At 33.3% G+C, this 14774-nt stretch carries 12 protein-coding genes; 5 read left to right on the forward strand and 7 right to left on the reverse strand.

What is annotated here, in order from left to right; translation table 11 throughout:
- Positions 1 to 3: 3 nt before the first annotated feature.
- Positions 4 to 2466 (forward strand): TonB-dependent receptor, encoded by a 2463-nt coding sequence (locus PMI10_RS03425; RefSeq protein ID WP_007804507.1) that lies wholly within the window; start codon positions 4 to 6, stop codon positions 2464 to 2466.
- A gap of 92 nt (positions 2467 to 2558) precedes the next feature.
- Positions 2559 to 3284, forward strand: coding sequence for a hypothetical protein (locus PMI10_RS03430; protein WP_007804509.1), 726 nt, complete (start codon positions 2559 to 2561; stop codon positions 3282 to 3284).
- Between the two features lie 111 nt (positions 3285 to 3395).
- Here the strand turns inward: PMI10_RS03430 and PMI10_RS03435 are convergent, their stop codons facing one another.
- From PMI10_RS03435 to PMI10_RS03460, 6 genes are all read right to left on the reverse strand, one after another.
- The gene (locus tag PMI10_RS03435; protein ID WP_007804510.1) at positions 3396 to 4097 is read right to left on the reverse strand and encodes a DUF2971 domain-containing protein; all 702 of its coding nucleotides are present in this window, start codon (positions 4095 to 4097) and stop codon (positions 3396 to 3398) included.
- A 130-nt stretch (positions 4098 to 4227) separates the two neighbouring features.
- On the reverse strand, positions 4228 to 6057 hold the full coding sequence (locus PMI10_RS03440; RefSeq protein ID WP_007804512.1) for an ABC transporter ATP-binding protein: 1830 nt from the start codon (positions 6055 to 6057) through the stop codon (positions 4228 to 4230).
- 105 nt (positions 6058 to 6162) lie between these two features.
- Complete coding sequence (locus tag PMI10_RS03445; protein WP_007804515.1) at positions 6163 to 7092, reverse strand: PDDEXK nuclease domain-containing protein; 930 nt, start codon at positions 7090 to 7092, stop codon at positions 6163 to 6165.
- 6 nt (positions 7093 to 7098) lie between these two features.
- Positions 7099 to 8826 (reverse strand): phospho-sugar mutase, encoded by a 1728-nt coding sequence (locus PMI10_RS03450; protein ID WP_007804517.1) that lies wholly within the window; start codon positions 8824 to 8826, stop codon positions 7099 to 7101.
- 135 nt (positions 8827 to 8961) lie between these two features.
- Positions 8962 to 9918 carry a glycosyltransferase family 2 protein gene (locus tag PMI10_RS03455; RefSeq protein WP_007804519.1) on the reverse strand — a complete coding sequence of 319 codons (957 nt, stop codon included), beginning with the start codon at positions 9916 to 9918 and terminating at the stop codon, positions 8962 to 8964.
- Positions 9919 to 9926: 8 nt separating this feature from the next.
- Complete coding sequence (locus tag PMI10_RS03460) at positions 9927 to 10457, reverse strand: DUF4199 domain-containing protein (RefSeq protein ID WP_007804521.1); 531 nt, start codon at positions 10455 to 10457, stop codon at positions 9927 to 9929.
- Positions 10458 to 10707: 250 nt separating this feature from the next.
- Between PMI10_RS03460 and PMI10_RS03465 the strand changes: the two genes are divergently transcribed.
- The 3 genes from PMI10_RS03465 (at position 10708) to PMI10_RS03475 (ending at position 14177) form a co-directional block, all read left to right on the forward strand.
- Positions 10708 to 10962 (forward strand): type B 50S ribosomal protein L31, encoded by a 255-nt coding sequence (locus PMI10_RS03465; protein WP_007804523.1) that lies wholly within the window; start codon positions 10708 to 10710, stop codon positions 10960 to 10962.
- A gap of 172 nt (positions 10963 to 11134) precedes the next feature.
- Complete coding sequence (locus tag PMI10_RS03470; protein WP_007804526.1) at positions 11135 to 12310, forward strand: GlmU family protein; 1176 nt, start codon at positions 11135 to 11137, stop codon at positions 12308 to 12310.
- Positions 12311 to 12542: 232 nt separating this feature from the next.
- On the forward strand, positions 12543 to 14177 hold the full coding sequence (locus PMI10_RS03475; protein ID WP_007804528.1) for an ABC-F family ATP-binding cassette domain-containing protein: 1635 nt from the start codon (positions 12543 to 12545) through the stop codon (positions 14175 to 14177).
- Positions 14178 to 14251: 74 nt separating this feature from the next.
- Here PMI10_RS03475 and PMI10_RS03480 read toward each other — a convergent pair whose 3' ends face one another.
- Positions 14252 to 14536, reverse strand: a complete 285-nt coding sequence (locus PMI10_RS03480; protein ID WP_035631317.1) for a GNAT family N-acetyltransferase — start codon at positions 14534 to 14536, stop codon at positions 14252 to 14254.
- Positions 14537 to 14774: the final 238 nt, after the last annotated feature.

Below are 14774 nucleotides of genomic sequence, written 5' to 3' on the forward strand. Positions count from 1 at the left end.
CGTTTGAATAATAGTAAGATAATAATTGTTTTCCTTTTTTTATGCATTGGTTTTGCTTCATCGGCTCAAAACGCTCATGTTAAAGGTGTTATTTTAGATAATGAGAATCATCCGGTAGCAGATGTAAATATATCTGTAGGTAATAATGTCTCACAGTCGGATACGAAAGGGTTTTTTGAAATTGAAGTGCCGTCCAACAGAAAGTCAATTTTGATTTTTACGCACATTTCTTTAAAAATGATAACGCTGGCAGTGAATTTAAAACCTAATGAACTGTTGGTTTTTAATCCCGTTATGAGTAATTCGGAAGAACAGATGGGAGAGGTTTTTGTAACTTCAAAAAACAAGAAACGTGTTCAGGGTATTACTGTTATTGATCAGTCTACAATCAAAAAAATCCCGGGAGCAAATGCAGGAATCGAAAATATTTTAAAAACATTACCGGGTGTAAATTCAAACAATGAATTGAGTACACAATATGCAGTTCGCGGCGGTAATTATGACGAAAATTTGGTTTATGTAAATGAAATTGAAGTCTATCGTCCGTTTTTAATTCGTTCAGGCCAACAGGAAGGATTGAGTTTTACCAATACGGATTTAGTACAGAATGTTGATTTTTCAGCAGGAGGATTTCAGGCAAAATATGGTGATAAACTTTCTTCTGTCCTGGATATTACCTATAGAAAGCCAACACGATTTGGCGCCGCTGTTGAAGCTAGTTTTCTAGGAGCAAGTTTTGCTGTTGATGCAGTGTCCAAAAATAAAAAATGGTCGGCGATAACTGGCGTCCGGTACCGTAATAATAGTCTGCTGGTTAATAGCCAGGATACACAAACTAACTATACGCCAACATTTGTGGATATTCAGACCAATATTAACTATGATGTTTCTCAAAAATGGCAAGTGAGTTTTTTAGGAAACATTTCTCAGAATAAATATTTATACAGGCCTTTGACCCGGGAAACAAAATTTGGGACAATAGATCAGCCAATGTCATTAGCGGTTTTCTACGAGGGGCAGGAAAAGGATCAATACGATACGTATTTTGGTGCGATAAAAACAACTTATAAAGCTTCATCAACTTTTACTTTAAAATTTATTGGTTCATTATTTCATACTACTGAAGAAGAACATTTTGATATTTTGGCGCAATATCGATTAGGGAATGTTAATTCTGATGGAACAACTAATCCTGATGATGTTGATTTTACAAGGGGAATTGGTGCACAGCTCAATCATGCCCGAAATGATTTGGATGCTTTAATTGCAAATGCTGAAATTAAAGGATTTAAAGAATGGAATAATAGTCAGCTAGAATTTGGTTTGAAATATACCAGAGAATCCATAAGGGATAGAGTTATAGAGTGGGAAGTAATCGACTCGGCTGGATTTTCAATAAATCCGCCCATTTTGGATTTACCAAAAAATAATCAGCCTGATGCTCCATATACAGGACCGCTTTTACCTTATCAAAATATTCGTGCAACCAATTTTAATGATATAAACAGATTCTCAGGTTATGCGCAATGGAATCAGAAAACAGAGATTGGTTCAAGTCAGGTATGGTATAATTTGGGTGCTCGTTTTCAGAGTTGGAGTGTTTACGGGGCTTCTGTTGATGGAAAAAATCAAGTTGTTTTTAGTCCAAGAGCTCAGTTTGCCATAAAACCGGACTGGGATATGGATATGATTTTTAGACTTTCCGGCGGATTGTATCATCAGCCGCCTTTTTACAGGGAGCTTCGTGATTTAAATGGGGTTGTGGATCCGAATGTTAAAGCGCAGCAGTCAGTTCATATAGTCCTGAGTAATGATTATAATTTTAAAATGTGGGATCGTCCTTTTAAATGGGTTACCGAGGTTTATTATAAATCCCTTTCCGATGTAAACACTTACTCAATAGATAATGTTCGTATTCGTTATGTTGCTGATAATAATGCAAAAGCATTTGCACAAGGTTTAGATTTTAGATTGAATGGAGAGTTTGTTCCCGGAACGGAATCCTGGATTAGTTTTGGTTATTTGAAAACCGAAGAGAATTACGAAAACAAAGGCTATATCGCAAGACCAACAGACCAACGTTTGAAATTTGCTATGTTGTTTCAGGATTATATGCCAAATATACCGAGCGTTAAATTATACCTGAATTTAGTTTATAATACTGGCTTACCAGGTGGCTCACCTTCTTATTCAGATTCTTATTTATATCAGAACAGATTGAATGATTACAGAAGGGCAGATGTGGGTTTTGCTAAAGTTTTTATTGATCATAATAATGCAGCAAAAGCTAATTGGCTGAAAAAATTTAAAGAATTATCATTGGGTGTAGAGATTTTTAATCTTTTTAATAATCAAAATGCAATAACAAATACCTGGGTTCGGGATGCTTATTCTAAAAGTCAGTATGCAATTCCTAATTATATGACTTCGAGAGTTTTTAATATAAAACTGAATGCGAGGTTATAGTTTTATGAGGTTTAGAGTTTCTGAATTTGAAATGTCTATTTAAGACATATACATTTTATTGATTATATTTGAATGAAATTAGAAATTAAGTTATGAAAAAAGTATTCTATATATCTTGTTCAGTATTGGTTATTTTATTTTCAAGTTGCCGTGATGAAGTTCAGAAACCGAAAGTAACTTATGATGCTTCAAATAAAACAGGTGGTATTGTAACGAAAACCGATTCAGCGCAAATAGAGGTTGCAGATTTACCTATTCAGATGGAAGGAACCAGCTATCTGATTCATCCGGTTGGAGATTTAAGAGTTTTTGAAAAAGGAACAAAAGCACGCTATGGTTCTTCAAGTGTAAATGATGTGAGTTTTACAATTTCAAATTTAGGCGAATATGAAATTACAGGGTATTTGCAGAATCTAAAATTCCAAAAAACAGATTCGGATTCTATTCGACCTTTGGCAGATAAGCCTGTTCTGATCCTGACAGCAACTTACTTAAAATCACTTGCAGATAAGACTTTAAATCAAATAATGGTTTATACTCTGACTGATTCGGATACGAATAAAGACGGTAAAATAGATACGGGAGACATTAAAACTTTGTATTTAAGCGATATTAGCGGAGAAAATTTTACTAAAGTTTCGGCTGATCTTCAGGAATTAGTAGATTGGAATTTAATTGAGTCTAAAAATCGTTTGTATTTTAGAACTATAGAAGACACCAATCAAAATGGGCAATTCGATAAAAATGATGTCCTGCATTATAATTATATTGATTTGGGCGCAAAAAAATGGGAAGTTAAAAATTATAAACCGATATAAAGTTTAATTTTTGTCATTTCGAGGAAGGAGAAATCACATCCAGTATTCGACGGTATTATGTTCTTAACTTGTGTGACTTCTCCTTCGTCGAAGTGACAAGATTGGGTAAAACTAAATCAGAATATCACTTTCCAGATCTGATTTTTCTATTTCAATGCCAAATCCCAGTCGTTCTACCAATTCGATTACCAATTTTTTATACCAATTTTCTGATTTTGGATGAATGTATATTTTTTCAATTAATTGATCAATATTGACATTGATTTTTAAACCATCATTTAGTTTTATGGAACTTTGTGAAGTATCTGTAATAATGCGAACCTCCCGCTCGTATTGAAAACTTTTTCTTTTGAATAAAAAGGGAAAGAACATATCATCAAAGGGAATGTATTCTTTTTTATAATCAATATAGTTTACTTCGCCAATATACTGATCAAAATTATTTTCAGGATTTAACGCTTTTTGTAACCTGCCAATTGTCGACTGAATAGCTAATCCTTCGCTGTTCTGAGTGAATATCTGCCACATGGCAAACGATTCATATTCGTTAATATGCCAGCTGCTGACAGCTACTTTTTCACGATGTGTTTTGTAATAATTTAAAAAATCAGGATTGTCAATTGCCAGTTTTTTAATTTCTTCAAATGTAGGTTCGCTAAAAGTACCTTCGTACTGATCTTCAAACTTGTCAGAACGAGACATGAATAATTTTTTGGAAAGCAATAAATCAAGAAATTTAGACAAGTCCAGATATTTCCAGACTATTGTATCCGGATCATCAGGCAGTTTTATATTTGGATTGTTAAGATACATTCTCTGAAAAAATTAAATGATTTATCGTTAATAGTATCTAAGTTAAAAAATAAACACAGATTAAAGAAATTAAAATCAGTTTTGATAATCCTTTAACCTGTGCAAATTATTTAATTATAGTGATGTAATCTTAAGATTCAAATGATTGCATTGTAACCAGTTTGTTATAAGTTCCGTTATGAGAAATTAATTCATCATGAGTTCCTTGTTCCACAATTTTTCCTTTTTGCATTACGACAATCAAATCAGCTTTTTGAATGGTTGAAAGACGGTGTGCAATAACAATCGAAGTCCTGTTCTGCATCATATTTTCAAGGGCAACCTGAACAAATTTTTCACTTTCAGTATCCAAAGCTGATGTGGCTTCGTCCAAAATCATAATAGGAGGGTTTTTCAATACGGCACGAGCAATCGATAAACGTTGTTTTTGTCCACCGGATAATTTATTTCCGCTGTCACCGATGTTAGTGTAAATTCCTAAAGGCAATTCTTTTACAAATTCAAAAGCATTTGCAATTTTCAAAGCTTCAATAATTTCTTCATCCGTAGCATCTAATTTCCCTAATGAAATATTTGCTTTTATAGTGTCATTGAATAAAATACTGTCTTGTGTAACCAATCCCATCAAGCCACGAAGGGATTGTAAGTTCATGTCTTTTATATTTACTCCGTCTATAGAAATCGTTCCGTCGTTCACATCATAAAAACGAGTCAGCAAGTTTGCTATAGTACTTTTTCCACTTCCGGATTGTCCCACAAGTGCTATAGTCTGCCCTTTTTTAATTTGAAGGGAGAAGTCTTTTAAAACCGTTTCATCTTCATATTTAAAATTGATATTTTGTACAGTAATATTGTTGTCAAAAGTTGTTTTTTCGATGGCATCAGGTTTAGAAGTAATAGGGTTTTCCTGATCTAAAATCTCTAAAACACGTTCCGCTGCGGCATTTCCTCTTTTTACTCCGTACGAAGCTTTAGAAATCGCTTTTGCCGGAGTCAGGATGTTATAAGCCAGCCCCATGTAAGCTATAAATGAAGCACTTTGTAATGTTTTGTCAATCAAAACCATTTGACCTCCATACCAGAGCAAGATGGCAATTACAGTAATTCCCATAAATTCGCTGGCAGGAGAAGCTAAGTTCTGACGATTGCCAATGCTGTTTGATAAACTAAAAAAACGTTCTGTGGAATTTTGAAAAACAGTGTTGAAATAATTTTCAGAATTATATCCTTTTACTACTTTCAATCCTCCAATAGTTTCTTCTATAGTTGATAAAAAAGTACCTTGTTCCTGCTGTGCTTTTGTTGATTGTTTTTTAAGCTGTTTTCCAATTAATGAAATAATATATCCTGAAACCGGAATAAAAATAAAAACAAATAAGGTTAGTTTAGCACTAATGATTAGCATGGCAGTTATTGTAAAAATGATGGTTAAAGGTTCTTTTACAATAAGTTCAAGAATAGCTAAAAATGAGTTTTGTACCTCATTTACATCAGCAGAAATTCTCGAAATAACGTCTCCTTTTCTTTTTTCAGAATAAAATGCCAAAGGCAATTCCAGTGTTTTCTTATACATTGCATTTCGCATATCCCTTAAAACACCATTTCGTAAAAAAGTAATAAAAAACATAGCTAAATAATCGGCCAGGTTTTTTAATAAGAAGATTGAAATTATAATCGCAACCATTATAGATAAAACGTAACCAGGTTCATGTGTTCCTTTTGTCGTTGTAATATAATAGCTTAAATAGTTTTCGCCATATTCTTGAATTTTCAGAACTCCGTGAAATACCGGTTTGACCGTAATTTGCTTATTTTTATCAAATAATACCTGAAGCATCGGTATTAAAGCAACAAACGAAAGTGTACTGAAAAGCGCATATAAAACATTAAAAAAGATGTTTAAGAATGCGTATCTTTTATACGGATATATAAAAGGAACTATTTTTTTGAAATTACTCATTTATTATGGATGTTATTTTCTGCTATGGCAATTGCTCTTTCGAGTTTTTCCAGCAATAATTTTTTTTCAGGTAATTGGGTCAAATATGCTGATACTTTGATTTGGTCATCTATCAAGCATTAAATAATTAATTTGCTCGGGTGATTTTTCACTGCACAAAATTAATCCAATTGGTTTATTTTCTCCTTCTTTTTGTTCATTTTTCTCTAACCAACGTAAATATAATTCCATTTGACCTTTATAACCGGCTTTAAATTTTCCTAGTTTTAGGTCGATGGCAACCAAACGTCTTAGGCCTCTGTGATAAAAAAGTAAGTCAATATAAAAGTCTTCGTCGTCGATAATTATTCTTTTCTGACGGGCAAGAAAAGCAAACTCGCTTCCCATTTCAGTGATGAAATGTTGTAGTTGGGCTAAAATTGAGTTTTCTAAATCTTTTTCAGAATAACTGTCGTGTAGCCCTAAAAAATCTAAAAAGTAAGGGTCGCGAAAAGTTAAATCCGGACTAATTTGTTTTTCGGTTTTTAATAATTCCAGATCATTAAGTATGGTCTGTTCAGGTTTTTTGCTGATTGCAGTTCTTTCAAAAAGCATGCTGTCAATTCGTTCTTGTAAGATTCTGACACTCCAGCGCTCATGAACACTCATCTGAATGTAAAACTCACGTTTTATATTGTTTTCGATATAAATTAGTACTCTAATATGAGACCAACTCAATTTTGCACACACTGTGTGCAAAATTGTAAAGTCTTCAATTGTGGAGTTTAACTTGATGAAACTTTGGAGGTTTCTTTTGTTAAAGCCTATTCCATATTTTTTGGTTAACTCGCTACTTAGCGCAGGAATTATTTTTTTCCCATAATCGGCTCTATCATTTTTTAGAATTTCATCATTGATGTTTTTTCCAATTTTCCAATATAAGAGCGTCAATTCCTGATTAACCGTTTTGGCAACAAAATGACGAGTCTGATCTATTAACCCGATAATCGAATTTAATAGTTCAGGTTTTTCATTGCTGTCAATTTTGTTGCTCATTTTTTATTACTTCAATTGCATTCCTGCAATAATGTTTTGTATTTTTTCGTCTAAGAAACTTTCTGCTGCATCAAAATTTTCTACTGAATCCAATTCTGCATTTACGCTGATATAGAATTTAATTTTTGGTTCAGTACCGCTCGGTCTTGCACAAATTTTAGAACCGTCTTCGGTATAATAAATCAAAACGTTTGATTTTGGCATATCCATTACAGACTCTTCTCCGGTCAATAAATTCAAAGCAATGGAGGACTGATAATCTTCAACCATAATTACGCGTTGTCCGTTGATTTCTTTCAAAGGATTTTCACGTAAATCAATCATCATCTGATTGATTTCTTCTAAACCTTCAATTCCTTTTTTGGTTAACGAAACCAAATATTCTTTATAAAAACCATTTTCAACATATAATTGTAAAAGTTCTTTGTAAACACTGCTTCCTGCAGCTTTTGCCTGTGCAGCAACTTCGCATATTAATAAGGTAGCCGCAACAGCATCTTTATCCCTAACAGCATCACCAACCATAAAGCCGAAACTTTCCTCACCCCCTCCAATAAATTGAAGTTCAGGAAAATCTTTAATCATTTTGGCAATCCATTTAAAACCTGTCAAGCCAACTTTGCATTCTACGCCATAGTTTGTCGCTAATTCCATTATCATTGGAGTCGAAACAATAGTAGAACCAACGAATTGTTTTCCGTTAATTTTACCTGCTTTTTTCCATTGTTTTAATAAAAACGAAGTCATTAAAACCATGGTTTGATTTCCGTTAAGCAAAATCATCTTGCCTTCGTTGTTTCTAACGGCAACACCTAAACGATCACAATCAGGATCTGTTCCGACTACGATATCCGAATTCGTTTTTTCAGCCAAAGCCAAAGCCATCGTCAAAGCTTCCGGCTCCTCTGGATTTGGAGATTTTACCGTTGGGAAATTCCCATCAGGAATCGCTTGTTCAGGAACGATATGTACATTCGTGTAACCCGCTTGCGATAAAGTATCAGGAACAGATTTTATAGAAGTTCCGTGCAAAGAAGTAAAGACAATTTGTAAATTCTCTTTGGCAGCAGCCGGAGTATTAAAGCTCGCATTTTCTATCGATGATTTTACAAAAGCCTTGTCTATTTCGATATCGATATACTGAATAAGGCTTTCGTTTGCATTAAATTTAATTTTATCGTAATTCAAACTTTCGATCATCTTAATAATAGCCTCATCTTCAGGTGGAACAATCTGTCCTCCGTCTTCCCAGTATACTTTATATCCGTTATATTCCGGTGGATTGTGAGAAGCTGTAAGTACAATTCCGCATTGGCAGCCTAAATATTTAAGAGCGAATGATAATTCAGGAGTTGGTCGCAAATCCGAAAATAAATAAACATGGATTCCGTTTGCCGAGAAAACATCAGCAACAACTTTTGCTAAGGTGTTACTGTTATGACGACAATCATAAGCAATTACTACTTTTAAAGGCTGATTTGGAAAAACTTCATGCAGATAATCAGAAAGTCCCTGCGTGTTTTTTCCAAGTGTATATTTATTTATTCGGTTGTTTCCAATACCCATAACACCGCGCATTCCCCCAGTACCAAATTCCAGGTTTTTATAAAAACTTTCCTCAAGTTCTTTCGGCGATGTTGTCATTAATTCCTTAACGGCAGCTTGTGTTTCTTTATCAAATGTAGGTGTTAACCATTCATTTACGGCATTTAAAATAGGAGTTGCAATATTCATAATTATATGTTTTTACAATTAAAATTTAAAAAATAATTGTGGTATTTAGAAGCTTTATCCTGCTGTCCGCTATATCTTTTTTGGCAGAAAAAGTCAAAAAAGGATGCCGCTTCCATCAGGGCTAGGGCTTTAGTATTAAAAATTAACTTCTCGGGACACTTTATAACGTGATTCGTTGTTTTTAGTTCGCAAAATAATTTCCCCAAGAAAACCTGCCAAAAACAATTGAGTTCCTAAAATCATGGTTGTTAAAGCAATAAAAAACCAAGGATTGCTGGTAATTAAACTATATTTCATTCCATTATACATATGGTACAATTTTGAAATTCCAATGTAGCCCGCCAATAAAAATCCGATGATAAACATAAAGGAACCAATGGCGCCAAACAAGTGCATAGGCCTTTTCCCAAATCGTGATAAAAACCAAATGGTAATCAAATCAAGGAATCCGTTGATGAAACGTTCCATTCCAAATTTGGTTTCGCCATATTTTCGGGCTTGGTGTATAACGATTTTTTCGCCAATTTTTCCAAATCCGGCATTTTTTGCCAAAACCGGAATGTATCGGTGCATTTCGCCAGAAACTTCTATGTTTTTTACAACTGCATTTTTATAGGCTTTTAAACCGCAGTTAAAATCATTCAGCTCAACTCCCGAAGTTTTTCTGGCAGCCCAGTTAAATAATTTTGAAGGCAGGTTTTTTGCCACAACAGAGTCGTAGCGTTTCTTTTTCCAGCCGGAAACCAAATCAAATTTCTGAGTTGTAATCATTTCGTACAATCCTGGAATTTCATCCGGACTATCCTGCAAATCGGCATCCATAGTAATAATAACATCACCTTTTGCTTTGGCAAAACCAGCGTGTAAAGCCTGCGATTTTCCAAAGTTTTTCATGAAACGAATCCCTTTTACATTCGGGTTCTCATTAGAAAAGCTTTCAATAATATTCCAGGAATCATCTGTACTGCCATCATCTACAAAAATGATTTCATAAGAGTAATTGTTAGATTGCATCACTTTAATAATCCACGAATAGAGTTCTTTTAGTGATTCCTCTTCATTTAGAAGCGGTATAAGTATAGATAAATTCATTTATATTTTTATTCTTGTATAGTTTTGCTTTTAAAAAATGCGGCGAAAATTAATCCGAAAATTGAGCTGATAACAATCGCAAAAACAGATCCTTTTAATAATTCTATAGTTGAATACGGATTGCTTAGTTTCATTTTTTCAATAGTTTCATTAATAACAGAAGCCGGTGTTCCAAATTTCTGCATCATGCTTACCGTATATTTAATCATTAATTCGCTTAAAGTATCTTTTGCTGCCGGATCAATAACATTAAATAGTATAATATTAAAAGTTGTAGAAATCAAAATTCCGATTACTGCTGCTATAAAGTAAGTTGTGAAAGCTTCTTTAAAAGGAAAAATACCATTTAATTCTTTTTTCGTTTTAGAAAGTAAAATGATAGAGATTGTCAGACTTATAGCAATACCTATTAATCCCATCCACCATGCAGTAAATAAGTTTAAATCAATTGCATATATTGTTGCGGTAATTAATGTCGATGCAATTCCAATCATTACACCATAGGTAATCCCGTTCTTTTTTATAACTTCATTAATCATATTTTCTATATGTTTTAAAAATAATCCACAAATATAGCAATTCCCAATATATTCGAAGATAAAAAAGCTTTTTGAATTTAACTAAAAAAAAGTGGGTTAAACATTTGTATATTAAAAAAGAATTGTAAATTTGCAGACTCAAAATAATTAAAAGTTTTAAACAAAAAAGAGTATCCTTTGTTTACACCTTTTTCTAACCATGAAAAAGCTTCAAAATAAAAATGCTCTAAACAATAAATAAAAAGAAAAGATGAAAAAAGGAGTCCACCCGGAAAATTACAGATTAGTTGCATTTAAAGACATGTCAAATGATGACGTTTTTATTACTAAATCTACTGCAGATACAAAAGAAACAATTGAAGTTGACGGAGTTGAGTATCCAGTTGTAAAAATGGAGATTTCCAGAACATCTCACCCTTTTTATACTGGTAAATCTAAACTTATCGATACTGCAGGACGTATTGACAAGTTCAAAACTAAATATGCAAAACACGCTAAAAAATAATAGCTGTTTATACTTATACAAAAGCCTTCCAAACGGAAGGCTTTTTTTATGCTCCATTATTAAAAATCACTTTGTTTTAGCGTGAAATGCATTTAATGATACAAATAAAATATTTGTAACTTTGAGCTCGATAACCAAATCAAGATTTTAACAAGTACCAAATTTATTATTTATGAATTACATTCTTTTTGACGGTCCCGTTCGGAATGCTTTATTACCTTTTACCTTTACAAGACCCGTGGCTGATATTCTAATCGGAATTATGACAATTCGTCAAAAATGGGAAGCACGTTTAGGCTCTACTATCACAACAATTACCGAAGATTACTTGTCTGCCAAATTTCCAATGGTGGAAATGGAGGAAAATGTTATGATAAATGCTGCGTATTTGCCAAATGATACGCTTGCAGAAATGGTGTCTGATTTAAAGGAAAATCAGGCGATTTTTAAAGGCGATGATGTAATTGCTTTTTTTACAACCGAAAATCAGGAAGAAGTTGATTTTGATTCGTATGAAATTATTCAATATAATGATGACTGCTTAACTATAGAGCATACCTGGGATATTTTCTCTAAAAATGATGCTGCCATTCGTGCTGATTTTGATTACTTAACCGAAGATCGAAAATCACAGCCAATTCCGAAAAGTGTGAATGTTATTGCACCAGAAAACATATTTATTGAAGAAGGAGCGAAATTAGAGTTTGTAACTCTTAATGCGTCAACAGGTCCTATATATATAGGTAAGAATACTGAAATTATGGAAGGAACCGTAATTCGTGGCCCTTTTGCTTTATGCGAAAATGGGCAGGTAAAACTGAATGCAAAAATTTATGGAGCCACAACAGTTGGTCCTGGATCCAGAATAGGAGGAGAGGTTAAAAATTCAGTTCTATTTCAAAATTCAAATAAAGGACATGATGGGTTTTTAGGTGATTCAGTTTTGGGTGAATGGTGTAATATTGGAGCTGACAGCAATAATTCAAACCTTAAAAATAATTACGAAGAAGTCAAATTATGGAGTTATGAAACGGAAGGTTTTGCTAAAACCGGACTTCAGTTTTGTGGTTTAATGATGGGAGATCATAGTAAATGCGGAATCAATACGATGTTTAATACCGGAACTGTAGTAGGGGTGAGCGCTAATATTTTTGGAAGCGGTTTTCCCCGCAATTTTGTTCCGAGTTTTTCATGGGGCGGAGCGGCAGGTTTTACAACATATGTGACTAAAAAAGCTTTTGAAACGGCAAAATTGGTTATGGGTAGAAGAAATATTGAGTTTGATGAAACAGAAGTGGCAATCTTAGAACACATTTTTGAGGAAACCAAAAAATGGAGAAAGGATTAGCTCAATGAGATAATTTGTCAATGTGGCAATGAGATAATTTTACAAAAAAGCTTTGAAAAGTTCCTGACTTTCCAAGGCTTTTTTTGTTGTAGTTGCCTTTTAGAATTGTCTAATTATCAAATTGGCACATTTTCTAATTGCCTAATTATCTAATTAATCTATCTTTGCGCTTTCAAAAAAATACTAGCTGAGAAATCTAATAATCAAAGCAGTCTAAAATCTAAAAATCTAAATGATTACAGTTAACGATATTTCAGTTCAGTTTGGTGGAACTACATTATTTAGCGATGTTTCTTTTGCTATCAATGAAAATGATAAAATTGCCCTTATGGGTAAAAATGGTGCGGGAAAATCGACACTTCTAAAAATAATTGCTGGTCAAAGCAAACCTTCTACCGGAAGTATTTCGACTCCAAAAGATGCTGTTGTGGCTTACTTGCCTCAGCATTTATTGACTAAAGATGGTTCGACTGTAATGGAAGAAGCATCAAAAGCTTTTGGCGAAGTTTTTAAAATGAAAGCCGAAATTGATGAAATCAACGAACAATTAACCGTTCGTACGGATTATGAAAGTGATGGGTATATGAAACTGATCGAAAGAGTTTCTGACTTAAGTGAAAAATATTATGCGATTGAAGAAGTAAATTATGAAGCGGAAGTTGAGAAAATCTTAATAGGTTTAGGTTTTGAACGTGAAGATTTTTCACGTCAGACTTCTGAATTTTCAGGAGGATGGAGAATGCGTATCGAATTGGCGAAAATTTTATTGCAAAAACCTGATTTGATTTTGCTGGATGAGCCAACCAACCACATGGATATCGAAAGTATCCAATGGTTAGAAGAGTTTTTACTGACTTCTGCAAAGGCGGTTGTGGTAATTTCGCATGACAGAGCGTTCGTCGATAATATTACAAACCGTACCATTGAAGTTACAATGGGAAGAATCTACGATTATAAGGCGAAATACTCTCATTATTTAGAATTAAGAAAAGACCGTCGTGTGCATCAGCAAAAAGCATATGATGAGCAACAAAAAATGATCGCTGACAACAGAGCTTTTATAGATCGTTTTAAAGGAACATTTTCTAAAACAGATGCAGTTCAGTCGCGTGTTAAAATGTTGGAAAAATTGGTTATTGTTCAGGTTGATGAAGTGGATAACTCAGCATTAAAATTAAAGTTTCCGCCAGCGGCACGTTCAGGACAATATCCTGTTGTGGTAAAAGATTTATCTAAGTCGTATGGAGATCATGTGGTTTTCAAAGATGCTAATATTGTGATCGAAAGAGGACAAAAAGTAGCTTTTGTTGGTAAAAATGGTGAAGGAAAATCGACGATGATTAAAGCCATTATGAAAGAAATTGGTATCGATGAAGGAAGTGTTGATATTGGTCATAATTCACAAATTGGATATTTTGCTCAAAACCAGGCTTCTTTGTTGGATGAAAATGCTACTATTTTTGAAACTATCGACGCTATTGCGGTTGGAGATATTCGTACGCAGATCAAAAATATTTTGGGAGCGTTTATGTTCCATGGTGATGATATTACAAAGAAAGTAAAAGTGCTTTCTGGTGGTGAAAAAACACGTTTGGCAATGATAAAATTATTGTTGGAGCCAGTTAATTTATTGATTTTGGATGAGCCTTCGAATCACCTTGATATGAAAACCAAAGATATTATTAAAGATGCTTTGCGTGATTTTGACGGAACTTTAATCCTGGTTTCTCACGATCGTGATTTCCTTGACGGATTAGCGACTAAGGTTTTTGAATTCGGAAACAAACGTGTGAAAGAACATTTTGAAGATGTTGCAGGTTTCTTAGCGCACAAAAAAATGGATTCTATGAGAGAAATCGAGAAGTAATTTTCTTGATTTGAAATAAAAAAAGAGCTGTCCGGAAAATTTTCGGACAGCTCTTTTTCTTTACGTGTAAAATCCTAAATCCGAATTCCGGGAGGAAGCAATTCTTTATACTTCGGGTTTTTTTTAATAAATAATACAATTTTCGGATGAATAGGCATCAATTTGAATTTCTTTTCGATGACAACTTCCATGATGTTTTTAAGTAATGCATCAATTAATGCTTGATTTTCAAAACCTTCAGGAGTATTGATTTTAGTTAAGAAAATTTTCTTTTCCTGAAATGAATATTCAACAGAAAGTAATCCTTCAGGGACTATGGTTTCAAATTGTCTTGCAAAAGTGTTGTCTTTGATTTCCATAATAGTTTCGATAGATTCCATAATTTGTCATGTTTTAAGTAGGTAATAATAGATGAGGGGTAACAATTTTTCAAAACTTCTTCTTAAAATGTTTAGATATGAATTATTTGGTTTACAAAGGTAATTATTTGATTTTCAATATGAAATTATTATTCAGCCAATCTTTTTGTAATTTTATTTGTTTTTAAATATAATTAAGATGTAAGATTTGCTATGTATATTGGTAAAAAAAGTAATT

Origin of the sequence: Flavobacterium sp. CF136 (assembly GCF_000282055.1) — a bacterium.
Lineage (GTDB): Bacteria > Bacteroidota > Bacteroidia > Flavobacteriales > Flavobacteriaceae > Flavobacterium.

Coding starts and splice junctions, on each gene's coding strand:
- PMI10_RS03460 (WP_007804521.1), bottom strand. CDS start 10,457: ATGATTAATGAAGTTATAAAAAAGAACGGGATTACCTATGGTGTAATG.
- PMI10_RS03430 (WP_007804509.1), top strand. CDS start 2,559: ATGAAAAAAGTATTCTATATATCTTGTTCAGTATTGGTTATTTTATTT.
- PMI10_RS03480 (WP_035631317.1), bottom strand. CDS start 14,536: ATGGAAATCAAAGACAACACTTTTGCAAGACAATTTGAAACCATAGTC.
- PMI10_RS03470 (WP_007804526.1), top strand. CDS start 11,135: ATGAATTACATTCTTTTTGACGGTCCCGTTCGGAATGCTTTATTACCT.
- PMI10_RS03450 (WP_007804517.1), bottom strand. CDS start 8,826: ATGAATATTGCAACTCCTATTTTAAATGCCGTAAATGAATGGTTAACA.
- PMI10_RS03475 (WP_007804528.1), top strand. CDS start 12,543: ATGATTACAGTTAACGATATTTCAGTTCAGTTTGGTGGAACTACATTA.
- PMI10_RS03465 (WP_007804523.1), top strand. CDS start 10,708: ATGAAAAAAGGAGTCCACCCGGAAAATTACAGATTAGTTGCATTTAAA.
- PMI10_RS03445 (WP_007804515.1), bottom strand. CDS start 7,092: ATGAGCAACAAAATTGACAGCAATGAAAAACCTGAACTATTAAATTCG.
- PMI10_RS03440 (WP_007804512.1), bottom strand. CDS start 6,057: ATGAGTAATTTCAAAAAAATAGTTCCTTTTATATATCCGTATAAAAGA.
- PMI10_RS03435 (WP_007804510.1), bottom strand. CDS start 4,097: ATGTATCTTAACAATCCAAATATAAAACTGCCTGATGATCCGGATACA.
- PMI10_RS03455 (WP_007804519.1), bottom strand. CDS start 9,918: ATGAATTTATCTATACTTATACCGCTTCTAAATGAAGAGGAATCACTA.